General features: G+C 48.1%; 25 protein-coding genes and 1 riboswitch. Of the genes, 10 read left to right on the forward strand and 15 right to left on the reverse strand.

Translation table 11 applies throughout. From position 1 onward, the window contains the following. Positions 1-173 precede the first annotated feature (173 nt). From P3339_RS16185 to pdxH, 4 genes are all read right to left on the reverse strand, one after another. A complete protein-coding gene (locus P3339_RS16185) occupies positions 174-554 on the reverse strand; it encodes a hypothetical protein (protein WP_282951182.1) in 381 nt (126 codons plus the stop codon). 114 nt (positions 555-668) lie between these two features. After that, positions 669-2,075: an RDD family protein gene (locus P3339_RS16190; protein ID WP_282951183.1), complete on the reverse strand. Its 1,407-nt coding sequence runs from the start codon at positions 2,073-2,075 to the stop codon at positions 669-671. Then, on the reverse strand, positions 2,075-3,766 hold the full coding sequence (locus tag P3339_RS16195; protein WP_282951184.1) for a molecular chaperone HscC: 1,692 nt from the start codon (positions 3,764-3,766) through the stop codon (positions 2,075-2,077). The genes P3339_RS16190 and P3339_RS16195 overlap by 1 nt, the downstream gene beginning before the upstream one ends. Before the next feature lie 262 nt (positions 3,767-4,028). Then, the gene (gene pdxH, locus P3339_RS16200) at positions 4,029-4,667 is read right to left on the reverse strand and encodes a pyridoxamine 5'-phosphate oxidase (RefSeq protein WP_020411819.1); all 639 of its coding nucleotides are present in this window, start codon (positions 4,665-4,667) and stop codon (positions 4,029-4,031) included. A 278-nt stretch (positions 4,668-4,945) separates the two neighbouring features. Between pdxH and P3339_RS16205 the strand changes: the two genes are divergently transcribed. From P3339_RS16205 to tdh, 5 genes are all read left to right on the forward strand, one after another. After that, positions 4,946-6,562: a 5-guanidino-2-oxopentanoate decarboxylase gene (locus P3339_RS16205; RefSeq protein WP_282951185.1), complete on the forward strand. Its 1,617-nt coding sequence runs from the start codon at positions 4,946-4,948 to the stop codon at positions 6,560-6,562. Between the two features lie 13 nt (positions 6,563-6,575). Continuing rightward, positions 6,576-8,009: an aldehyde dehydrogenase family protein gene (locus P3339_RS16210; protein ID WP_020411817.1), complete on the forward strand. Its 1,434-nt coding sequence runs from the start codon at positions 6,576-6,578 to the stop codon at positions 8,007-8,009. A 65-nt stretch (positions 8,010-8,074) separates the two neighbouring features. Beyond that, positions 8,075-8,203: riboswitch (SAM-I-IV-variant riboswitch) on the forward strand. Between the two features lie 57 nt (positions 8,204-8,260). Then, complete coding sequence (locus P3339_RS16215) at positions 8,261-8,476, forward strand: hypothetical protein (protein WP_282951186.1); 216 nt, start codon at positions 8,261-8,263, stop codon at positions 8,474-8,476. An 80-nt stretch (positions 8,477-8,556) separates the two neighbouring features. Then, complete coding sequence (locus P3339_RS16220; protein WP_282951187.1) at positions 8,557-9,756, forward strand: glycine C-acetyltransferase; 1,200 nt, start codon at positions 8,557-8,559, stop codon at positions 9,754-9,756. An 87-nt stretch (positions 9,757-9,843) separates the two neighbouring features. Then, on the forward strand, positions 9,844-10,869 hold the full coding sequence (gene tdh, locus P3339_RS16225; protein WP_282953608.1) for an L-threonine 3-dehydrogenase: 1,026 nt from the start codon (positions 9,844-9,846) through the stop codon (positions 10,867-10,869). Between the two features lie 329 nt (positions 10,870-11,198). On the opposite strand, the gene P3339_RS16230 is transcribed toward tdh, so the two are convergent. The 8 genes from P3339_RS16230 to P3339_RS16265 form a co-directional block, all read right to left on the reverse strand. Continuing rightward, complete coding sequence (locus tag P3339_RS16230) at positions 11,199-11,927, reverse strand: cation:proton antiporter domain-containing protein (RefSeq protein WP_502867336.1); 729 nt, start codon at positions 11,925-11,927, stop codon at positions 11,199-11,201. After that, positions 11,831-12,298 (reverse strand): cation:proton antiporter domain-containing protein, encoded by a 468-nt coding sequence (locus tag P3339_RS23835; protein ID WP_502867306.1) that lies wholly within the window; start codon positions 12,296-12,298, stop codon positions 11,831-11,833. The genes P3339_RS16230 and P3339_RS23835 overlap by 97 nt, the downstream gene beginning before the upstream one ends. A gap of 87 nt (positions 12,299-12,385) precedes the next feature. After that, on the reverse strand, positions 12,386-12,781 hold the full coding sequence (locus P3339_RS16240) for a hypothetical protein (protein WP_282951189.1): 396 nt from the start codon (positions 12,779-12,781) through the stop codon (positions 12,386-12,388). A gap of 19 nt (positions 12,782-12,800) precedes the next feature. Then, on the reverse strand, positions 12,801-13,610 hold the full coding sequence (locus P3339_RS16245; protein ID WP_282951190.1) for a hypothetical protein: 810 nt from the start codon (positions 13,608-13,610) through the stop codon (positions 12,801-12,803). 524 nt (positions 13,611-14,134) lie between these two features. Beyond that, entirely contained in the window at positions 14,135-14,680 is a 546-nt protein-coding gene (locus tag P3339_RS16250; protein ID WP_282951191.1) for a hypothetical protein, read from the reverse strand. Positions 14,681-14,687: 7 nt separating this feature from the next. Next, positions 14,688-14,843, reverse strand: a complete 156-nt coding sequence (locus P3339_RS16255; RefSeq protein WP_282951192.1) for a hypothetical protein — start codon at positions 14,841-14,843, stop codon at positions 14,688-14,690. 427 nt (positions 14,844-15,270) lie between these two features. Continuing rightward, positions 15,271-15,627 carry a hypothetical protein gene (locus P3339_RS16260; protein WP_282951193.1) on the reverse strand — a complete coding sequence of 119 codons (357 nt, stop codon included), beginning with the start codon at positions 15,625-15,627 and terminating at the stop codon, positions 15,271-15,273. A 226-nt stretch (positions 15,628-15,853) separates the two neighbouring features. Next, positions 15,854-16,555, reverse strand: coding sequence for a condensation domain-containing protein (locus P3339_RS16265; RefSeq protein WP_282951194.1), 702 nt, complete (start codon positions 16,553-16,555; stop codon positions 15,854-15,856). A gap of 608 nt (positions 16,556-17,163) precedes the next feature. Between P3339_RS16265 and P3339_RS16270 the strand changes: the two genes are divergently transcribed. The 5 genes from P3339_RS16270 to P3339_RS16290 all read left to right on the forward strand — a co-directional run bounded on the left by P3339_RS16270 (position 17,164) and on the right by P3339_RS16290 (position 19,907). Next, positions 17,164-17,637 (forward strand): DUF6841 family protein, encoded by a 474-nt coding sequence (locus P3339_RS16270; protein ID WP_282951195.1) that lies wholly within the window; start codon positions 17,164-17,166, stop codon positions 17,635-17,637. 75 nt (positions 17,638-17,712) lie between these two features. Then, positions 17,713-18,180 (forward strand): hypothetical protein, encoded by a 468-nt coding sequence (locus P3339_RS16275; protein WP_282951196.1) that lies wholly within the window; start codon positions 17,713-17,715, stop codon positions 18,178-18,180. Positions 18,181-18,488: 308 nt separating this feature from the next. Further along, the gene (locus P3339_RS16280) at positions 18,489-19,346 is read left to right on the forward strand and encodes a PA0069 family radical SAM protein (protein WP_282951197.1); all 858 of its coding nucleotides are present in this window, start codon (positions 18,489-18,491) and stop codon (positions 19,344-19,346) included. Between the two features lie 14 nt (positions 19,347-19,360). Then, on the forward strand, positions 19,361-19,570 hold the full coding sequence (locus P3339_RS16285) for a hypothetical protein (protein WP_282951198.1): 210 nt from the start codon (positions 19,361-19,363) through the stop codon (positions 19,568-19,570). Between the two features lie 34 nt (positions 19,571-19,604). Then, positions 19,605-19,907, forward strand: a complete 303-nt coding sequence (locus tag P3339_RS16290) for a GIY-YIG nuclease family protein (RefSeq protein WP_051089466.1) — start codon at positions 19,605-19,607, stop codon at positions 19,905-19,907. Between the two features lie 55 nt (positions 19,908-19,962). Here P3339_RS16290 and tmpT read toward each other — a convergent pair whose 3' ends face one another. From tmpT to P3339_RS16305, 3 genes are all read right to left on the reverse strand, one after another. Next, positions 19,963-20,601: a thiopurine S-methyltransferase gene (tmpT, locus tag P3339_RS16295; protein WP_282951199.1), complete on the reverse strand. Its 639-nt coding sequence runs from the start codon at positions 20,599-20,601 to the stop codon at positions 19,963-19,965. 330 nt (positions 20,602-20,931) lie between these two features. Next, on the reverse strand, positions 20,932-21,438 hold the full coding sequence (locus P3339_RS16300; RefSeq protein ID WP_282953609.1) for a DUF1097 family protein: 507 nt from the start codon (positions 21,436-21,438) through the stop codon (positions 20,932-20,934). Positions 21,439-21,738: 300 nt separating this feature from the next. Further along, on the reverse strand, positions 21,739-22,434 hold the full coding sequence (locus tag P3339_RS16305) for an SDR family oxidoreductase (protein ID WP_282951200.1): 696 nt from the start codon (positions 22,432-22,434) through the stop codon (positions 21,739-21,741). Between the last annotated feature and the right edge of the window lie 23 nt (positions 22,435-22,457).

Below are 22,457 nucleotides of genomic sequence, written 5' to 3' on the forward strand. Positions count from 1 at the left end.
ATATAATAAAACCCATATAAACATAGCACTCTTTAAACAATAAGGGGCTACCATATTTTACATTGTAAAAGTAGCACTAAAAAGAGAGGCGGTTCTGTCTTTACACCGCCTCTCTTTTATTAGGGCTATAATATAATCATCTATGCGTAGACGATAATTTTTTGGATTTATAACTATTTGCGAAGAATATCTATTCGATATGCAACCGGAATAGTATTCGTTCCATTCCAAATCTTACAACGGTCTTTACCATCATAAGCCCCAAATGCTACGTTGTTACCGCTTAAGTAGGCAGCCAATAAGGCACTATACATCTCCTGCCCTTCTTCTGTGTCAAACTCAATGGCGACATACCTGCCAGCCCCCCAATTCTTATAAGTTGCAGTGCATCCATTGGGGTTAGGCCCCTCATTTGTAAGAGTAGCAACAGCATACCCTTTATAGGTACGAAGATACTCAACAGGACTACTCCCCACATCGTAAGAGAGAGTTTGCCCACTCAGTAAAACCAAGCTACCTAATAACCACTTTGCAGAATGTAAAAACTTACTCATTATAAAAACTCGTGAGAACTCCAAATTTGTGAGCTGTTTGAACCATAGCTCTGAAGGCGCAAATATATCAAAGACACCATCTGTTCATCTATAGACTTCCTATCTTTCAAAATCCTACCCTCTTAATTTTCGCAAATGCTCCTCACGGGATTTACGCATATTGATGACATGGCTTGAGCTGAGGCGGTCGTGCATCAGGTTTCCACCTAGGAAGCAGTTAATCAACCAACCGATCTTACCCAACGGTAGGGTGAGGGTGAAACTCAGTAGGCGCCAAAGGCCGTGGCCATAGCCTATTCGCTCAAATTTTTTGTTGGTGACTTTGTAGCCCATCAAATATTTACCCGGCGTTGCCTGAAAGTGGGAGCTCTCTGCAATCCAGGCCATCAGCAGATAGGCCAGGTAACAGATTCCCAACGCTATGGTTGTGGCGGCACCTTCTGGCATATCGTAAACCTTCATAATTACAATGGAGGCGATAAAACCGACAGCGACGTACAACAACAATAAATCCAGTAAGACCGCTACGCCTCGAGCCAGCAGGTGGCCAAAATAGTATTGATCGTAGGTTTCTTCCGGCTGGATAGCTTTCTGCCGGATCAGCTTGCGCCCACCTCGAAGCCCTTGGGCAGGGTCCACAGTAACTTCTTCGCTTTGTAGTGAATTGAAAATGCAGTCACAAAGAGATTCATCCAAAGCGCCGTATAAATAGGGGGCATTACCATTCCAGTCGAACAGGTTATTGCAATACTGAATAATAGTGTTGGAAATCTGTATTTGTTTTTTATCTTCAGAGGCACACTCACCTGCCTGCAAATTTATTCTGGCAAAACGCTCGAAAATTGTGAGACCCAGATTCCAGTTATATTCCTCATCGAGCATATAAGGTGTATCGGTGAGAAACCGCCAATTCTCTTTTACATTGAATTTACTGGGCTCTTTCAGCAGCCTATCCACTTGATCCAACACCCGATGGTACTCGGCAATTCGCTGTGCTCGCTGTGGATCTTGCTCAGTAACACCCTCTTCAATAGGATTTTCTTGTGCATCCCTACCTTCAGAATGCTGCTCTTCAGTATGTTTCTCTGTAGAGGCCCCCTGCTGTATCTCACCCCCAGTTTCCTGGCCCTGGACTTGGTTAAGGTCATGAGAGACTTCTGATGGAGCTTGTTCAATAGCTTCTGGGGAGACTGGGGAGTGATCTTGATGATTCAGTTCACTACCTTGTTGTTCCTGCGGCTCTGCCTGCCCCTGTAATTGCGCGGCCTCAGGGGAAAGTGTAGCCTGCTCAGCATTGGTAATTTCCGCAATAGCCTCAGTACTTTGCGACTCCTTACTTTTCTCATTCTCTTCTTTTTGACGCTCGGCAGCTTTCAGCGCCCATTTATAGGCGCTGTGTAACTGCTGAAACTCTTCTGGCTTTTCATCCGGGCGGGCATGCTTCAGTTTTTTTGCATAGGCACGCTTGATCGCCCGCGCATCATCACAGGGCGCTAGCTCGAGTATCTCCCAGGGGCTCATTAAATCCAGTCCTCACCGTCGAGCTTATCAAATATTTCAGTAAGTTCGGCACGCGTCTTGCTAATCTCCACTAGGTTTTGTTTATCCAAAACCCGGTCGAAGCTTGCGAGTAATTTAGAAATATGGTCGCGCTGCTCGCCGAGGCTCGCTTCGTACAAGCGTTCACCACGGGCGAGCAGCGCCCGGTTTTCTTCATCTTCACGCGGGTGAAATTTGAGCTTGGCCAGTTTTTCCAGGGCTTGGACTCTATCCTGTTCATTCAGGGCGCCCGGCGTAAATTCCACTAACTTATTAAATGTTTTACCGGTAGAAACTACGGTGATATCCACTTCCAGCAAACCGTTCATATCGTAGCTATAGCGGACTTCCACAACTTCCTCGCCCCTGGGTTTCTTCGGTACCGGTACCGTGAGTTCGCCCAGATAAACATTTTTCTTTACCAGGCGATTTTCCCCCTGGTAAATATCGATACAAACTTCGTTCTGATCATCGCGGGCAGTGCAGACGCTTCGTACGATACTCACCGGCACCACGGTGTTGCGCTCAATAATCGGCAGGAAGTAATTGCCCAGCTGCGGGCTGTCTTCGTTCACTATGCCGGTACCCAGGGTGTAGGGGCATACATCGGTAAGAACAATATCATCCAACGCGGAATTTTTCTCCTTGAGCCCGGCTTGAATAGCCGCTCCCATGGCGACAACGGTATCCGGGTCCAGGTGGCAGGAGGGTAAGCGGCCAAACATACGCCCCACCATAGAGCGGAACAGGGCCAGGCGGGTGGAGCCACCCACCAGTACCACTTCGTCAATTTTAGCAGACGGCAAATCGGCATCGCGCATGGCGCGCTCAATCGGGCGCTTGGCTCTCAGCAGCAGCGGAGTGCTGAGTTTCTCAAACCATTCGGAAGTCACTTTCCACTCAACTTCACGACTACTAAGGTTTAATTTAAGTAACTGCCCTGCCTGCTGGCTGATACGGCGCTTGGCCGTTTCCATCTGCATATACAGGTTCTGCAGTTCGCGTGGTTTCAGTGAGGATTTTTTCAGTTTTAATTCTTCCAGAACACTGTCGATCATCGCTTCGACAAAATCCTCACCGCCAAGGTAGTTATCCCCGGCACTGGCATGTACCTCCATAATGCCATCGAAGAATTCCAGGATGGAGACATCGAAGGTACCGCCGCCCAGATCCAAAATAAGAAAATTACCTTCACGTTTATCATGTAAACCGTAGGCTATAGCTGCCGCAGTAGGCTCATTGATCAGGCGTTCTACCTTCAGGCCGGCTAATTCCCCAGCCTGTTTTGTTGCTTGGCGTTGGTTATCATTGAAATAGGCTGGCACACTAATCACAGCCTCGGTAATTTCTTTATTCAGGAAAGCCTCAGCATCTTCTTTCAGGGAACGTAAAACCAATGAAGAGAGTTCAGTTGCACTAAACTGCTGACGGCCTAGCTTAATTTTATGATCGGTGCCCATTAAACGCTTAAAGGCAGCAACAGTGGTATCGCTGTGATTGATCAAGCGTTCTTTTGCAGTTTTTCCTACGACCAGTTTGCCAGCCTCATCTAAACTGACAACTGATGGGGTCAAGGTCTCTCCAAGGCGATTGGGAACCAGTTTCACTCCATCGTCTGTCAATACCCCACAAGCGCTATTAGTGGTTCCCAGATCAATCCCAATAATGGCCATAATACTCTCTACCTATTTTTAAAGGCTAAGTAAGCAAAAAAATCGAACCCACAGTTTTTGCAACCGGTTTTCTACTTTGTTTATTGCGCAATATTCTAAGCGGCCAGGCATATTAATAGCCAGCTGGTGCAAGCGAACGAAAGCGAGTTTTTAACACAGAAAATGAAAGCGGTAATAAGCCGCTTTCATTTATTTTGCTACTCAGGGAAGGGAAAGGTACAGTCCGCTAACGAACTACAGCCGAGAAATTGATAGGAGTTATTCAGGGGGAAAGGCGCTGAACCGACCAGCTGCCGCTATCATCAGCACAGTAAACAAAACGATCATGCAGGCGATTTGCTCCCCCTTGCCAGAATTCCACGGAATGCGGCACAACCCGGTAGCCACCCCAGAATTCAGGCAAAGGAACCTCACCGCCATCAAAGCGGGCTTTTTCTTCTTCAAACTGCTTTTGCAGCTCTTCGCGGGAAGACAGGGGCTGGCTTTGGTGAGAAGCCCATGCGGCCAGCTGGCTGTCCAGTGGTCGGGACTGGAAGTAAGCTATAGCATCCTCCCTGGATACCGGCTGAACCTGGCCATAGACAATGATCTGACGCTCCAATAAATGCCATGGGAACAAAAGTGATACTTGCGGATTATCGGCCATGTCCCTGGCTTTTTTGCTCTGCAGGTTGGTGTAAAACACAAAACCGCGTTCATCAAAACCTTTCAGCAGAACGATCCGCTGAGATGGCTGGCCCGCAGCATCCGCAGTGGCCAGGCACATCGCAGTAGGATCTTTAAGGCCCGCTTTAACGACCTCCTCCAACCATTGTCGAAACTGCTCCAGAGGCGTAGGCTTCAGCTCAGAACGACGTAAACCGCCGAGTAGGTATTCTCGGCGCCACTGATCGATTTCCATGGTGTTACTTCCTAAGTTGCTATTGCTCAATAGTGTATCTGGCGAGTTGTGGCAAAGGTATTTTTCCGCGAGTAACTCGTCAAATCTGCTCCCCTTCCATCCCGCCAACGGTAAATGAAAGCGCGACAGCCGTACAAAGTTTCCTGTCGCGACGCAGGGGGAATCTCAATTTTCCTGCGATTTCCATCTCGCAGATGCAGACTCTGCGGGCGCTTGCGTGGCATTTGGCAGGCGGCTAGGCTCACTGCATTTTTACACGAATAAGGAAAACGGTGGTTATGTCCTCTGCACCCACATGTGCCCAGGTGCTGATGCGCCTGTTGCGCGAATACCAGGTGGAAAAAGTCTTCGGCATTCCCGGTGTACACACAATCGAACTGTATCGCGGCCTGCCAGGCAGCGACCTGATACATATCACTCCGCGCCATGAACAGGGTGCTGCTTTTATGGCGGACGGTTACGCACGTGCAAGCGGCAAACTCGGCGTATGTTTTTTGATCACCGGCCCCGGCCTCACCAACGCCGCCACCGCAATGGCACAGGCCTACTCCGACTCCATCCCCATGCTGGTTATCTCCGCAGTTAATCGCCGCGAAGATCTGGGCATGGGCCGTGGGCGCCTTCACGAACTGCCTCGGCAAAGTGATGCCAGCCGCGGCTTTTGTATCTGGCAACATTCCCTGACTCAGGCCGGACAACTGCCGGAAGTAATGGCGAAGGCTTTCCAGCTACTGCGATCCAGCCGCCCAGGGCCAGTACATATTGAAATTCCCATCGACCTGTTCCCGGCACCCATGCCTGGCCAAATAGAGGATTATCACGCCGCTCCAGCAGCTATGGCCCCAGGCGCCAACAGCACCGCTATCGCCACTGCCACTCATTGGCTGCAAAATGCGCAGAGCCCCGTTATTCTTTTGGGCGGAGGGGCTCAGTCTGCAGGTGAGGCAGCTACACAAATTGCCGAAAAAGTTGCCGCTCCAGTTTTCCTGTCACTGGCTGCCAAAGGCGTAGTGGACGAACGCCACCCATTGTGCGGCGGTGCCAACCTGAGCTTCGATTGCGTGCGCAAGCGGGTGGAAAATGCGGATATCGTACTGGCAGTGGGCACCGAACTTTCCGAGACAGACCGCAATCTGGTCCGGGAAGACTACACCTTTTCCGGTAAGTTAATCCGAATCGATATAGATGCTGCACAACTTGTTTGTAACGCCACCCCCGATCTGGCCATCTGCGCCGATGCAGCAGAAAGCCTACAGCAATTAAATACCGCTCTGGTCCAACGCAGCGGAAATGCTAAAGAGCAATCCGAACAAGAGGTTGCCCAATTACTACAGGACTGTCGCAAAGAGTGGTGGGATGGCTCTGAGGAACGCCTCCCCTGGGTAAAGGCCCTGCGTGAGTCCCTGCCGGATAACGGCATCCTGGTGACAGATTCCACCCAATTGGCCTATAACACTAACCACGCACTGCCCCTCTATCATCCGCGCAGCCACGTTACCTGTACCACAGGCTACGGCACCCTGGGCTTTGCATTGCCCGCGGCTATTGGCGCCAAGTTATCCAGTGAGCGCGACGTGGTAGCGCTGATTGGCGATGGAGGGCTGATGTTTACCCTGGGGGAACTGGCAGTGGCTGTGGAACAACAACTGCCGCTGCCGATACTGGTGTGGAACAATTCCGGTTACGGAGAAATCCGTGATTTTATGGACGCCGCTGAAGTGCCCCAGGAAGGTGTAAACCTGCGCACCCCAGACTTTGTCGCCCTCGCCAAAGCCTTTGGTGCAGAGGGGTGCCGAATCAATCAACCCGGCCAGCTGACAGAAGCGGTAAGTGCAGCCTTTAGCCGAAAAACTCCAACCCTGATAGAAATCAGCGCGCCTTCAGGCGCAGAATAAATGGAAGCGTGACATGACAGATCTCAGCAAACTGCAAACCGGAAAGCTGTTTATTGATGGCCAGTGGCGTGAGCCCCTGGGTGCAGGATCACACCCTGTGATCAACCCTGCCACCGAAGCGTTAATCTGCGAAGTTTCAGAGGGCTCTGCCGAAGATGTGGATCTGGCCGTAACCGCCGCCAGAACGGCTTTTCACAGCTGGCGTAACAGTACCGCACAGAAACGCCGCGAACTGCTCAACGCCATCGCTGACGGAATGGAAAAACGCAAAGAAGAACTGACTTTCGCAATTTCCCAAACTCTCGGATGCCCCGAACATATCGCTCGCTGGCTACACGTCGACGGCCCTATCTACGCCATGCGCTTTTACGCTGAGCGTACTTCCGAGATGGAAAAAACCGAGAAAGCGGCCCATTCAATTTTATTCCGCGAGCCTGTGGGCGTGTGTGGTTTTATTACCCCCTGGAACTATCCGCTGCACCAGTTCGTCGGCAAAGTGGCACCAGCGCTGGCCGCCGGCTGCACCATGATCACCAAACCTGCCGAGATTACCCCTCTGCAGGACTTTATCATGGCAGAAATTATTGATGAGGCCGGAGTACCCGCCGGCGTCTTCAACCTGGTGCCCGGTGCTGGCTCGGTAGTGGGTGCGGCACTTTCATCCCACCCTGGCATCGATATGGTGTCTTTCACCGGCTCTACCCGCGCCGGCGTTGAAGTAGCCAAGGCTGCGGCGCCCACGGTAAAACGTGTAACCCAGGAGCTGGGCGGTAAATCACCGCTGATTATCACCCCCGATGCAGACCTGGAAGCTGCTGTACGCTGGGGCTGCGAAGATGTATTTATCAACAGCGGCCAGACCTGCACAGCCCTGACCCGTATGCTGGTACCTGCTGAGCGCTACGAAGAAGCGGTGGAAATTGCCCAGCAAGTGGCCGAAGGAATCACCATGGGCACCGGAGAAGACGCCTTTATGGGGCCGCTCTCTTCTGCACGCCAACGTGAAATCGTTCGTGGTTATATCCAGCGGGGTATTGATGAAGGTGCGCGCATGGTCACTGGTGGTGCCGAGACACCGGAGAACCTGGAAAAAGGCTTCTATGTTAAGCCCACTGTATTTGCCGATGTACACAACGATATGAGCATCGCGCGCGAGGAGATCTTCGGTCCCGTAACCTGCCTGATCCCATACAAGGATATGGACGAGGCCATCTCCATTGCCAACGATACCGAATACGGCCTATCCAGCGGCGTTTGGGCCAAGGATGCGGATAGTGCCATGCCTCTGGTACGCCGTATCGAGGCGGGACTCTGCTTCGTCAATGGGGGCGAGTTTAACTACGATGCTCCCTTCGGCGGTTACAAGCGCTCGGGCAATGGACGCGAATTTGGCGATGCCGGGCTCGGCGAGTTTATCGAACTGAAATCCGTGCAACTGCCCGCATAAACTTCTGCACCGCCCCCAAACGGGGGCGGCATAGTTGACTGCCAATCCCCTCCCAGCTATCTTTGCCCGCACATCACGAGAGTGGCTGACGCCAACGCCAACCTGCCGACCGGGGCAAGGTGGTTCTCTCTCTGCCGGCACACCAATGCCAGCGGGGAGGATGGGGCTCTACAAGAGCAATCCAACCGGATTAGCGAATACCCATTCGCCGCTTCCACGTCAGCCCTCCAAATTTTATTGTTGGAGGGACCATGTCCGAAACATCGCTATCCAGTAAAGACGTTATAGAAATTCAGATCGCCAACCAGCGAAACCGTACGGCGGTTAGGGCAGTGAGACGGGCCGATCGGCAATTGTTGTGGCAACTGCTGTTCGACACTGCGGAAGAGGCATTAAAATTCGCCACCAGTTGCCGCGCCAGCGAGCAGCCGATCACTGCCCACAAGGCGTGTGAACTGGCGGGATAAACTAGAATACACAGGCGCCAACCTGCTTAGCGCCAATCACTAAGTGCCACGAGCACCGGACAGGAGCTAAAAACAATACCATGTCAAAGCCAGAACAATTCTTTGAGCACCTGCGCGATGAACTGAAACAAATTGATGCCGACGGCCTCTACAAGCGCGAGCGTATTATTACCTCCCAACAGGCCGCTGAGATCCAGGTGAACAACGACACCCAGGTACTGAATTTCTGCGCCAATAACTATCTGGGCCTGGCCAATCATCCAGATCTTATCGAAGCTGCGAAAGAAGGCCTCGACCAGTACGGCTTCGGCATGGCATCTGTGCGTTTTATTTGCGGTACCCAGGACATCCACAAGGCCCTGGAGTCTCGCCTATCCGAGTTTCTGCACACTGAAGATACTATCCTTTACACCTCTTGCTTTGATGCCAATGGCGGCCTGTTCGAAACATTACTAGGCCCGGAAGATGCAATTATCTCTGATGCCCTGAACCACGCCTCGATTATCGATGGTGTACGTCTGTGTAAGGCCAAGCGCTACCGCTACGCCAACAACAATATGGCGGAACTGGAAAAACAGCTACAGGCAGCTGACGCCGAGGGCGCCAAGACCAAGCTGATCGCCACTGATGGTGTCTTTTCCATGGACGGCGTAATCGCCGACTTAAAAGCCATCTGCGATCTGGCCGATCGCTACAACGCCCTGGTGATGGTGGACGACTCCCACGCGGTAGGTTTCCTCGGTGAGCACGGTCGCGGCACTCATGAGTACTGCGATGTTATCAGTCGTATCGATATTATTACCGGCACCTTGGGCAAGGCCCTGGGCGGCGCTTCCGGCGGCTTCACCTCTGGCCGCAAGGAAATCATCGATATGCTGCGCCAGCGTTCGCGCCCCTATCTTTTTTCCAATTCCGTGGCCCCAGCAATTGTTACCGCCTCACTAAAGGTGCTGGATATGTTGATGGAAGGTGGTGAGTTGCGTGAGAAACTGCGCGATAACTCCGCCTATTTCCGCAAGCGCATGTCTGAAGCTGGCTTTACCCTGGCCGGCGCCGACCATCCAATTATCCCGGTAATGATTGGCGATGCCGCACTGGCTCAGAAGATGGCCGACAAGATGCTGGAGCGCGGCATCTATGTGGTGGGTTTCTTCTACCCGGTAGTACCCAAAGGCCAGGCGCGCATCCGCACTCAGATGTCGGCGGCACACACTCGTGAACAACTCGACCAGTGTATCGATGCCTTTATCGAAGTAGGCCGTGAACTGAAAATTATTTAACGCCCAATTGATCGCGGCAGAGCGCCATAGCAGGACTCACCCTTTGCATGGTTCCGCCGCGCCTTTCTATTTGTAGTTTTAATGACAATGAAAGCACTATCGAAACTGAAGTCTGAAGTGGGAATCTGGCTCACAGACGTGGAAATTCCTGAGCCCGGCCACAACGACCTTCTGATCAAAATCCACAAAACCGCCATTTGTGGTACCGACATGCATATCTATAACTGGGATGAGTGGTCGCAAAAAACCATCCCGGTCCCCATGGTAGTGGGGCATGAGTACGTAGGAGAAGTAGTTGGTATGGGCCAGGAAGTCGCGGGCTTCCAGGTGGGTGATCGTGTTTCCGGCGAAGGCCATATTACCTGCGGGCACTGCCGCAACTGCCGCGCCGGTCGCCGCCATCTATGCCGCAACACCTATGGAGTAGGCGTGGACCGCCAGGGCGCCTTTGCCGAGTACCTGGTTATTCCTGCATTAAATGCCTTCAAAATCCCGGATAATATTTCCGACGATTTGGCCTCTATCTTCGACCCATTGGGTAACGCCGTACACACCGCTCTGTCATTCGATCTTGTCGGTGAGGATGTGTTGATTACCGGAGCCGGCCCCATCGGCATTATGGCTGCTGCTGTAGCTAAACATGTTGGCGCACGCCATGTGGTAATCACTGATATCAATGAGTATCGCCTGGATCTGGCCCGTAAAATGGGCGCAACCCGTGCAGTGAACGTTGCGGAGGAAAGCCTCAGCGATGTGATGGCTGAACTGGGCATGAGTGAAGGCTTCGATGTGGGCCTGGAAATGTCCGGTGTACCCGCGGCCTTCCGCGATATGCTCGCTGCCATGAACCACGGTGGCAAAATTGCCATGCTGGGAATTCCCGCTGGCGAGATGGCCATTGACTGGAGCCAGGTAATATTCAAAGGCCTGATCATTAAGGGTATCTACGGCCGCGAGATGTTCGAAACCTGGTATAAAATGGCCAGCCTGATCCAGTCCGGCCTGGACTTAACTCCGGTTATTACCCATCAGTTCCATATCGATGACTTCCAGAAAGGCTTCGATACTATGGGCTCCGGAGAGTCCGGCAAGGTTATCCTTAACTGGAAATAACCCTGCCCAGGCTGCGGGGCAACCCGCAGCCCAACCCTAAGCCCTTCATCAAAACAGCACTCCCTCCTGATTCTGTCGTGTTTCCTCGATATTTTCAGTATTTCTTTCTCAATAATTCTTACTGGCTTTCTGCCTGATCCATCCCGTAAACAAAAGACACAAAAGCCATATCCATAACTTTCATACCTATAACTTTAATTTATGTATCAGACGCCCGCTGGTTGTGCCCTGAACCAGTAGTGAAAATAGGACAACGCCGAATACCATAGACTGGATCGTCCACCAGTAGGGAAGTTCGACAGGTAGTGATAACACTAATGCAACAGCGATTACACCACGCAGCCCCCCCAGCTCATTAATAGGCGCCAGGATTTTGGGATGGGTGGGCCAACGAACCTCGTCAAAGGGGTCACCAAAACCACTGACAAAGCCCGTGCTCCTAAAGCTGCTGCTGTGGCAATCATCATAGCCAGCCATTGATGGGTAAACATCTCAAAGGTAATCACCAGTCCCATAATCACAAAAATGATCGCGGTAAATAGTAATCCCAACCACTCCCAGGTGGGCTCCGCGTCGGCAAGAAATGTCTTACTCTGTTTGCGCAGACAGGCTCTGGCAACAATTGCACAAGTCATCACCGAGATAATACCCGATACATGCAATATGCTCTCAGCCAGGTAAAAACTAGCAAAAGCAGCAACGACCAAAGTCATTAGAGAGGCACTGGGAGACCTGAGAAATAAAATAACCAGAGTAGTAAACAACCCAAAAACAAGCCCAACTGCCACTCCACCAAAAAATATCATACAAAAATACAGTGTCACGGGACCCACACCCAGAGAGGGGGCTTCTGCTCCCATACCAGTTACGCCAACAATAGAATAAGTGGCCAGCCCTAAAACCAGTGAGTACAGGACTACAGCGGCAGCGTCATTAAAAAGGCTTTCACCCTCTACGAGGGTTAATAAATCCTCACCGGTTTTTTCCTGGCGAAGTTTATTGACCACTGATACCGGATCAGTAGCTGCAAGTATCGCTCCGGTAAGCAGGGCGGCAATCCAGGGAAGCCTTCTGGATGCCCGATTCCATAGTAAGTAATTACAGCAATAAGAAAGGCACAGACTACAAGACCCAAAGTAGAAAATAGAAGAATCGGACCAATCCAACGCTTCAGTATTTTCGGCTCAAGCTGCCAAGCCGATTCGAAAATTAAAACAGGCAGAATCACAAAGAAAACCAACTCACGGAGACTGGTAGCGCGCAAGCCAGTATCATAATCAATCACTGGTAGCAATAATCCCGCCAGTACCCCAGCCACCAGGCACCCGAGTGTGTTATCGATCCTTAAGATACGGGCAATACCTAAGCCAAGAACTGCTGCTGCAGCCAAATAAAGCCCCTGCCCGACAATGACAACCACATCGTTCACAAATTTACTCTCCCAGCGATGGTCAGGATCAACCAGCAATTCAGAATTAAAAACCTCCGACTGTATTCACGATAGGTTTCTAAGGTATTAAGTCCTTTCCACTAAATCCTCGACTAATTCCATATATCGATCTACAAACCTACAAGCGCTCTGTTTACTGATTAAAAATTTGCAATATCCAACAACGAATACCGACAGGCATTCGGCGGTATAGGAAATTACCGTAACGGGTTGGGTACGGTGATTCTGTGCTAATATTTCTGCTTCAAACTCAAAATAACATAATCCTTCCTCGGTACCACGCATATTGCCTCCATTCACAACACAAATTGCTGAGAGAAATACTGCTTTTTCTGAAGCACACACTTTGGCTATTTGAAGGATATCTTGCTGTTGATAATTCGTTTCAAATGTAAATGCCCTCGGTCCTTGCCGTCGACACTTTTGATTAGAACCTGATTGAAAATAGCCTGCGAGCTTCATAATATCCCCTGAAACAGACTCAGAAGGAACTTCCGAAGTGGTTGTGGCGGCACCCTCCCCCAACAACATGAATATCAATTATCGGTTGGTACATTCCTCGAACACGCATTGGTAAGAGAATTTCTACCCATGGGCGGTGGCTGGGTAAGGTGTGATCAGATATTACCGCAATTGCACAATAGATAGCCGTAAGATTTATATGGTGCCTTTCTCCAAATGCAGCAAGACACTCATTCACTTCTGTGGGTGGGGCCCGGGATATGGCATGATTAGTGCGCTTTTCAACTGCAGCCAGCTGTTCTACTGGTGGCCACATTACCTCTTTCCTACTCGGGTAAAATAAAGTATCACTACTAACGTGACCCACAGCCCTAAGTAATTCTTCAACAGGCTTTGGCAAAGGGGGAGAGGTCGGCTCTGGATAAAAGCCATCAGCCAAAAAAACATCCAGATAACAAAACAGAGCCATAATGGAGCGGCCATCAATAGCTCCATGGCAGGGCGCTACCACGATCCATTCAACTTCCGCTTCTTTATTTACATAAAGGGTTACCAGGCAGGCATACCTTTCAAGATACACCTCAAAAAGAATCCCCCCAAATTCAACATTGCAACACCACGAGGGCTTTACCCCCTTCTCAACCCAGGCTCCCAACATCGGGGGAAACAGGTGTAGATAAGCGATACCTCGGTGCAAGAGTTTAATACCCACTGCCTCCCATACCCGGATAAAGACAATAACCTGGGCGCCAACTATTGACCATATAGTCAACGCCAAAAACAACGCTTTATGGGCATCCAGCTCTCGGGAAGGTGGCTCTGTCTGCATATTTGAGCCCTACATTGATTGAATCTTGTAGTCCAGCGAAGTTACTCAACCAGTATAGGAAAAGGGGAGGAATTAGGCGAAGTGGAGGCAATAAGTACTGCAAAGGGCATACCCACCGCATAAACATATGGAATATTAACTTTCTTCATATTCACGCAGGCACTACGTTAGTTTTTCCATTTTCAATAACTTCCTCTATGTACCTATATATCTATCCACAAATAGCAAAACACCTGGTTTCTTTATGAGTGGCTCACAGTAAGAGTATATGAAAACCGAATTTCTTTCGGTGGAATAGATTAGTAGTGAGATCGGATGAGCACCATGAGTTTGAAGTGGAATAGCAGTAACAATCTCAAAGTAATTTATTTCTGTGCCGAGAGCCTTCATACTTCCTACATTGGAAACACATAGCCCCTCAGAAAAATGGGTTTTTTGTCTTCATATTCCCGTATACAACCGATGACATCCCTCAGCTCATAGTCTTTGGGGATACCAGATTTACGGGATTCTCCTGTCTCAGCTTAACGGTCAAGTTCCACTTGTAAGTATCTTGCCAACTGCCAGGTATCTTCCACATCAATATCCGGCATTACTTCGAGTCTAGTCACAGCCGAGAAAGCACCGACAGCACTCAATCCTATATGAGCACCATATAGTTCTCTCACATCTAAAGGCAATAAAACTTTTATCCAATCCCTGTGATTCGGCAGAATGCGGGAAGACTGAATAGCAACCGCACAAAATAACGCTTTAGGTCTCACTTTATGTTTCTTCCCTATGTCGACTAGAATCGCAAGATCCCTCATTGTAAAATTCTGATAAACAGCCCGGCCCTGGCGTTCAGGAGAAAAAGCTGATTCTTCTACAAGCCATTTAAATAGCTCATCCTTTACTACCGAAGGCTCCTGGCTTGTAAAATACTTTGATGGTTCAAAGTAATTCTCGACTGCACCATACAGGGGCCGACCACCTAAATTAAAAGTCACTTCATCCCTAAAGTAGAAATCCAAGACACAAAATAATGTCATTACAGAACAACTATCTAAAGCCGCATGGCTGCTTATCAAGGATAATTCACTCTACCTTTTCTTTAGAATCAATGTAGAAGGAGAGCGTATAGGTACATTTGTCAACATCCAGCCCCATTTCTCCCCTACGATGAAACTCTCGCTCAAAGTCAAGGGGATTATCCAGTTTAACCAATTCAATTAGAATTGACTCAAAGGGCACATCACAACGCCAGATTAACTGCTCTCATGGCTCAACCCTTGCCTGCAAAAGCGGATAAACTTTATCAATTTTGGCGAATCCAGAGCATAACTGCTCAACGCTCAGCGCAGTTAAAACCTTTATGAAAGATACAACTAAAGTCCCACCACAAGTTCTTCGTGCCAGCTCCGTAAAAATAGCCTATTCAGCACCCAGCACCCAGCACCCAGCACCCAGCACCCAGCACCCAGCACCCAGCACCCAGCACCCAGCACCCAGCACCTTGGAGAATTGTTTAGCTGCCACAAATACGCTCACAGTTAGAAAATTGTAACGCTCGCTACGAAGTCAACCAAAAATTATCGCTGAGTGGAAAATGCTGCTGGGCTTGCTTCTGCAAACAGTAGATCTTTAAAAAATTAATTAAAGGCTAATCTGTATTAAAACCTTAACCATCAAACACCGCCCCAAGTAACTTCATATATTTTTTCACATAATTTACAGCACTTTTTCTATTAACCAGTGGCTCACAATACCCGAAAACAAATACCCCTTGCCCATTTATTGTATAAGTCAGAACCATTATCGGATGAGCCCCATGGGTCTGAACAGTCATAATCAAGCCAAAATCAAAGAATATCAAAGGGCCCACAAATTTCTGTACATCTCCCATATTGGAAACACAAATACCGGAAAAGAAATAGTCCTTTTCAGAGGCAAGCTCTTTAGCTATCTTTACGATCTCTGTAGGATTACAATCCGGCTCCAGGGCAAGATCAGAAAATGCACCACTTCTCAAGTGCACATAAACTTTTTTTGAATTAAGCTTGCTAGACTTAACAAATCAAGACTCGTATCCTCTGGCGAGAGTGATAAAGTTAAAGATGTTGTGCACTCCCCCACAACATCTTTGCTTATCAGAGATTTACATAAGCATTGTGCATCTATAGGCAGCATCAACTCTGCTGCGGAAGAAAAACTCGGTAGTGACCGGGCAGCGAGAATGGCTATCGCACTATAAAAAGATGTAATTAATATCTTCTCTTTTTTAGAAATGATTGTAAACGTTCGAGAGATTCTTTTGGGAGGACTCGATAAATAGAGCATCCACTTCGCCGCGAGGCGTGAGCTACCTCCTCCACTGGCCACTTTACTGGCGTATAAACACTGTCGTTAACTCGCAAATTTGAACCTTTAAGACATTTTCTTAAGCTAACATATTCCTCCACTGGCTTGTGCATTATCGAGGGAAAAGACTTCTCGGTTTGATACCCTCTCAAGTACCTATCTAAGTCACGAATTAAGATCAATGCTGAACGCCCATCTACGGCAGCATGGCTAAAAACAAAAGCAACCCACTTCACACTTCCTTGCCTATCGAGATAAACAGTCAGGCAATAAGTAAATTTATTCAAGTCAAGAATGCTACCTCCTAATCGCTTGAACTCCTTTTCATAATTTAAAGGTGGTGTATGCTTCTTGATTTCAATAGAAATATCTTCAAATCTCACATCGCAGAACCAATGGGCATATGGAATCCTCTTGATCCGTGAATGGAGCATAGGATGGAAATTATGTAGATACTCTACCCCCTTTATTAACTTATCTATATTCAGTGTGTTACATACCCGAAAGAAAGTTACCAGTTGAACCGCACCGTTTGACTCGCTGGTCAAATGTACATCAAGAGCTTCTTGAGCCCCAAGCTTTCGAAAAGGCTTTGCTTTTTGCATTGTGAACTCTTCCCGGCGGGGAGGTCTTTGCCCAAGAAGTATAGGAAAGAGAAAGCGCGGCACCCTTCCATATATCCACAATTTTCCAGCCTTTCCAAGCGCTATCAATAGTTCGATTCTCAGAACGCACCCAGAAACGGCTAATAATAAATAAGAATAAACAACTAGTTATGCTAGGAACAAGCTCTGACTCCAACTTGGCACCTATAACCAAACCGACCTGCTTTACGGAAAATCCGCTTTTTGATGGCTACTTTTAGATCACAGAAGCAGCCCCTTCAAAGCAAGATATGTAAAATTCTGGAAATAGTTATCCAAACCTTATAAAAAACATATCTGATTGCCATGCCATTAAATTAAAGCCAACTATTGCCCATGTTAAAAATGACGTAGCACGAACAATACATACAGGATCAGACTCACTAGATATCATCAAAGAACAATCAAACATTGCCATTATCAAATACACATTTACTCCACAGCCAACACTAAATTATTATTCGCAAGCAACTCTATCGATGAGCCACTAATATCGCGATACTTGCCGGCAGAAAAAATACATTTCTAGATAGCAAAGATTTCAATCAACAAAATCTAAAGGTAGAAAGTTGAACATATTCAAAAAATTAGTAATATTTCTGCTTTGCACGAGTTTACATACTTATGCAAAAACCTCAGATGAAGACTACCTTACAGGTTTTATTGATAACTTTTCATCAGGGAAAATTGAGAGCTCAGCAAGCCGCTACTTAGTACAAACTCCTCACTTTATTTTCGACCCAAAGATATTTTCACCCAGCAGTGCAGCTGAAGTGGAGGCTACTCTAGCGGATATCCGTTTCGCACTTGAGAAGAGCGGTTATGCAAAGTCTGAAATAGTCAATTTTCAAACTCAGTTTAGTCGCGAGAACCTAACCATTACTTCAGCCTTACTTAAGCGCTACACATCACATTACTCCCTACTTGATCATATCTGTAGTACCTACACTCTGGCGAATACAGAGAAGGGGTGGAAAATCCTATCCTGGTTACCCCCTAAATCAACTACCCAGTGTTTTATAAAAAATAAAAGCAGTAATTGAGGTTTACTTTCGTATAAGTTAAATGGGATTATAGCTTTCTTACATATCTAAAAATAACATGAAAAGAACAAAGCAATGGACGCAAAAATTCAAATCCAAGAACTTTTAAGGGAACTCTACAAGGTAATTTCTGGCCCTGCGGGTTATAAGCGGGATTGGAAGAGGCAACAGAACCTGTTCACTTCCTATGCAAAGGTAATCCGCACCTCAGCAGACAGTAATGGCGAACCACAATCACTGGTAATGGATATCCAAGACTACCCTGATAACTTTCAGGAGCTGATAGGCGAGCGGGCCTTTTACGAGGATGAAATTCAAAATATTATTGAAGTTTTCGGTAATATTGCCCACGCCTTTAGTACCTATGAAGCCTGGAAAGATGAGGAAAGAACCCAGTTTCTAAAGAGGGGGATCAACAGTATTCAGCTTTACCATGATGGAAAATCATGGAAAATTACGAATATGATTTGGGATGATGAGCGACCAGGGCTTACAGTACCTGCCAAATATATGCCCAAAACCATTACTGAAACCAATGGATAGATACATCTGCTACCCCGCTTTGTAAAACTCTTCAGGGCGGGCTCCAGCTTATTCTCTGCTAATATTTATTGGTGATCCACATTGTTGGATCAATAAACTTTTGGATTTCACCAATAAACATGCTTAATTCAACTTACTCTTGATTAGAAATTTACCTTAATTCGCTCATTTCGGCCAAAATTTTTATCATCTATGTCATTGTCGCCAAACGACAAAAGCTGTTTAAACCAAGTTTCTTTCTGGCTATTCCCAATTTCAACAAATCAATCTATACTGTACATACATCCAGCACCCTCTCCCATTGTAAAATGACAGATTCCAACAACCCTCTGCGCTTACACAAAGGTCGCGGAGCTGCCAGTAATATTACCGGGCGATTTGCCAGCCATTCAAGTACTTATGAAAGTGACGGATGGCAAGTGGACCTGGAACCTATAGAGCGCTTGATAACAACGGCTATTGAGGAGAAGGCAAAATCTATTATCGCCACTAATCAGTCACCGGATATCCCCTTCACTCAATCAATTAACCCCTACCGAGGCTGTGAGCATGGTTGTATATATTGCTACGCTCGTCCCGCTCATGCCTATATGGACCTGTCGCCGGGACTGGATTTTGAGAGCAAAATATTTTTCAAACCTAATGCTGCAGACCTATTAGAGCAGGCTCTACGTAAGCCGGGGTATCAATGTAGCCCAATTGCTCTGGGAGCAAATACAGATCCCTATCAACCCCTGGAGAAAGATAAAAAAATCACCCGCTCTCTTTTGGAGGTTATGCAAAAGTTTAACCAACCGGTAACTATTGTCACCAAGGGACAGCTCATACTTCGGGATCTTCCCATTCTTGCAGAAATGGCGCAGGACAACTTGGCCCAAATCGCAATAAGCGTGACCACTTTAAATAACGAGCTAAAGAGAAAGCTGGAGCCTCGTACCGCTGGGCCGGCAGCCCGCTTGCGTATTATTGAGCAACTAAGTACTACAGGAATACCTACCGCGGTAATGGCAGCACCTATGATCCCAGCTCTCAATGATAATGAACTGGAAAAAATCCTGAAGGCCGGTCATGATGTGGGAGCAACGCGAGCAGCCTATATCCTTTTACGACTGCCCCATGAAGTGGCGCCCCTTTTCGAGAGTGGCTTTCTGCTCACTACCCACTAAAGGCTGGACATGTCATGAGCTTGGTACAGCAAAGCCGAGGTGGGCGTGACTACCAAAGTGAATTTTCCCAGCGCCGCACTGGTACTGGTATTTTTGCCCAACTACTCCGTCAACGCTTTATTATTGCCATCAAGAAATTGGGATTGAATCATCGTCGACTATCGCTAGACTGCAGCCAGTTCTGCCGCCCACCTCAGCCTGGAGATCAGCAGATACTATTTTGAACTATTTTAATACCTTTTTCTGGTAATCCACTAAATGAACAGTTGGTATGTCTATTTGATCCGTACTTCCAAAGGTTCTCTTTATACGGGGATCACAATGGATGTTCAACGGCGATTTACAGAGCACAGTTCCAACGGTCCCAGAGCGGCTAAAGCTTTGCGGGGTAAGGGCCCTCTCAAACTTGAGTACCAGATAGGGGTGCCAGGTAAGTCAGCGGCACTCAAATTGGAAATGACCATCAAGAAATGGCCCAAGCAAAAGAAGGAAGCCCTGATCGCCGGCACCCTTCCACCGATGGTGTTATTCAAGGAGGGCGAGCAGGAGATAGGAAATTAAGCGACTTACTCCGGCAGAAAGCTTAAGTAGCAATAAGTTACACCTGTAACAGGCATTAGCGTCGAGTCAGTAGCCAGGCAACCTCTTCAGCGGGCACCAAACCTTTCAGGCCACCGGGAACCTGCCGATGGCCAAGCATCTCCAGGTGATAATTTGCATCATAATAGCCAAAGATCTGCCGGGAGCCGATCGCAAAAGGAGGGCCAGCTAACTGCGACTGCTCATACTCGAAGGATATTAATAGCTGTGAGGCAACCCCTGTTATTGTCATCAGGTGCTGGGTATAGCGCTTACGCATCTCTTCGGGCAATGCTACCAAAGCGGCTCGATCATATATCGCTTCCACAGAGCCAAGGGCATCTCCTGTCAGGGAAAATATATCACCTACAAAAATCTTAATTTTTTCGGCACTGTAGCACTTGAGGTTATTTTCTTTTTCTATCTTTGGAGTCAGTTCAAGCTCTTCGAAAAGTTGCTGCACAGCCACTTCACTAAGTTCTGCACCGGCGATGGCACATCCCTGAGTTCTCAGCCAAGCTATATCCCCAGTTTTTCCACATAAAGGCAGGAATATACGACTGCCTTTTTTCAGTGATAGCGCAGTAAAATATTGAGCCAGCATGGGGTTACCAGACTTTTCGTGGAAACCTATTTCATTTTTCTGCCATTTATCCAACCAGAATTTTTCTTCCATTTAAGCACCCCCTGTGCATCAAATTAAGGCAACATATAGATTAATGCCAATGACTGAATTCTATCAATATTGTAGATATTTTAAGTCAGCTTCAGAGCCGGAGGCTGCAGGGTCAGTAAAGGCCAGAGCTGTAACGAAAACCATCGCCACTGTAAACATAACTCGTTTGAACATTGCAACTACCTCTAAGCAATATACTCCCACTTCACTATTAAAAAAACGGGATTACACCAATGATTGCTTCTTACCTGTTCGCCCAACTCCCATTCGATCCAAATAAAAAAGCTGCTAATAAAATCTTTGTTCTGTGGTACTCACATCCACTTCCCATTACAAGCTGTGGCGTCCGGGCCAAAGCCTATCGACCACCCCCGACATAACGGCACCGATCGATATCGCTGCAATCAAAATAAAGTAACTATCCAGTGATATTTTCACCTGAGCTGTAAATCCAATCAAAATGCCGATCGCGTAGCTGGAAATATTACTCACGCCCGTTACCCGGCCCATTGCCCAAGCACCGATTGCCGCAAATAGCAAAGCTATGGGAAGGGCTGCAAAGTGAGGTTGTAACTGCCATTTAGCCACTACCACCTGGGCAGCAAATCCCAGGCCCAGGCCGGTAACCGCACAAGCCAAGTTGTAAGCCCCGGCCTGTAGATTCTTACCGCGTGAGTGATAGGCAATGACACCTAACATAGCCACCCAAATAGGCATCCCCCCTAAAAGCGCCGCTCCAGCAGCTAACGATAATCCCAGTAGCAGGCGTATACCTTTTAACTGCCGTTTTTGGGAAAGGGTATATCCACCGCCGGTGCTATCTACAGCCCCATTCATCAGTTCCACTCCGCCACTCTCATATTTGACCGCGCAGTCCTTGCCTAAAATGCCGCCGTCGTTCCTATTCGCATAAATCGAGGGAAACGCCCACCCTCCATATTCGTGGATATTTTTACCGTTTTAATGAACAAGGTGGTAGCTAACTCCTTCCCTATCCTTGCCTAATTTTGCAAACAGGGAAATCAAGCGCCACTAAGTCACCTCTAAGCGTGCTCGGGATAAATCTCTGTGCGAGTAGACATCAGGACATCTACGGGGGAGGGGTCGAGAGAAAGGCCAGTAACCCATACCCAACTATCACCAGGGAATCTGGCTACCATCGTAATTGTAGAAGTGACCACTATCGGCCTGATTTGCCTGTAAAAGGATCTTTTTCAGGCCGCTGACACTATCCTCAGCAGATATAAGGGCTCCTGGACCACCCATCGCAGTTTTTACCCATCCTGGGTGCAGAGCTACTACCGTGATACCTCGCTCCTTCAAGTCAATCGACAAGCTTTTCACGATCTGGTTAAGGGCCGTTTTGGAGGTTCGATAGATATACCCTCCGCCAGATCGATTGTCGGCGATACTGCCCACCTTACTGCTCATCATCGCTATCAGCTTGTGTTCACTGGCCGCCACATTGTCGCAGAAGGTCTCCGCCATCATATAGGGGGCGATAGTGTTGGACTCCAGCACCCGGCGCCACTCAGTGAGATCCACCTGCCCAAAAGCCACCCCTTTGGGACCGTAATAACCGGCATTATTGAACAGGATATCTATAGGCTCTCCCTCGATCGCTTTTGCCAGGGATATCATCTGTGAATAATCTGTCACATCTAGCTGAATGGGATAGAGGTTTGAATACTGCCCTTGCAGGGTCTTGAGTTCGCTGGCCCGATCGAGATCCCTACAACAGGCGTAAACCTTCCAGCCATCACTGGCAAACTGGGCACAAATCTCCAGGCCAATACCGCGGTTAGTTCCAGTAATCAGTATGGTTCCAGACATTTCGACTCCTTCGATGTTATTCT

This window comes from Microbulbifer sp. MLAF003, from assembly GCF_030012965.1.
In the GTDB taxonomy this organism is placed as follows: Bacteria; Pseudomonadota; Gammaproteobacteria; order Pseudomonadales; family Cellvibrionaceae; genus Microbulbifer; species Microbulbifer variabilis.

Coding starts and splice junctions, on each gene's coding strand:
- P3339_RS16185 (WP_282951182.1), bottom strand. CDS start 554: ATGAGTAAGTTTTTACATTCTGCAAAGTGGTTATTAGGTAGCTTGGTT.
- P3339_RS16190 (WP_282951183.1), bottom strand. CDS start 2,075: ATGAGCCCCTGGGAGATACTCGAGCTAGCGCCCTGTGATGATGCGCGG.
- P3339_RS16195 (WP_282951184.1), bottom strand. CDS start 3,766: ATGGCCATTATTGGGATTGATCTGGGAACCACTAATAGCGCTTGTGGG.
- pdxH (WP_020411819.1), bottom strand. CDS start 4,667: ATGGAAATCGATCAGTGGCGCCGAGAATACCTACTCGGCGGTTTACGT.
- P3339_RS16205 (WP_282951185.1), top strand. CDS start 4,946: ATGTCCTCTGCACCCACATGTGCCCAGGTGCTGATGCGCCTGTTGCGC.
- P3339_RS16210 (WP_020411817.1), top strand. CDS start 6,576: ATGACAGATCTCAGCAAACTGCAAACCGGAAAGCTGTTTATTGATGGC.
- P3339_RS16215 (WP_282951186.1), top strand. CDS start 8,261: ATGTCCGAAACATCGCTATCCAGTAAAGACGTTATAGAAATTCAGATC.
- P3339_RS16220 (WP_282951187.1), top strand. CDS start 8,557: ATGTCAAAGCCAGAACAATTCTTTGAGCACCTGCGCGATGAACTGAAA.
- tdh (WP_282953608.1), top strand. CDS start 9,844: ATGAAAGCACTATCGAAACTGAAGTCTGAAGTGGGAATCTGGCTCACA.
- P3339_RS16240 (WP_282951189.1), bottom strand. CDS start 12,781: ATGAAGCTCGCAGGCTATTTTCAATCAGGTTCTAATCAAAAGTGTCGA.
- P3339_RS16245 (WP_282951190.1), bottom strand. CDS start 13,610: ATGCAGACAGAGCCACCTTCCCGAGAGCTGGATGCCCATAAAGCGTTG.
- P3339_RS16265 (WP_282951194.1), bottom strand. CDS start 16,555: ATGCAAAAAGCAAAGCCTTTTCGAAAGCTTGGGGCTCAAGAAGCTCTT.
- P3339_RS16275 (WP_282951196.1), top strand. CDS start 17,713: ATGGACGCAAAAATTCAAATCCAAGAACTTTTAAGGGAACTCTACAAG.
- P3339_RS16280 (WP_282951197.1), top strand. CDS start 18,489: ATGACAGATTCCAACAACCCTCTGCGCTTACACAAAGGTCGCGGAGCT.
- P3339_RS16285 (WP_282951198.1), top strand. CDS start 19,361: ATGAGCTTGGTACAGCAAAGCCGAGGTGGGCGTGACTACCAAAGTGAA.
- P3339_RS16290 (WP_051089466.1), top strand. CDS start 19,605: ATGAACAGTTGGTATGTCTATTTGATCCGTACTTCCAAAGGTTCTCTT.
- tmpT (WP_282951199.1), bottom strand. CDS start 20,601: ATGGAAGAAAAATTCTGGTTGGATAAATGGCAGAAAAATGAAATAGGT.
- P3339_RS16300 (WP_282953609.1), bottom strand. CDS start 21,438: ATGAATGGGGCTGTAGATAGCACCGGCGGTGGATATACCCTTTCCCAA.
- P3339_RS16305 (WP_282951200.1), bottom strand. CDS start 22,434: ATGTCTGGAACCATACTGATTACTGGAACTAACCGCGGTATTGGCCTG.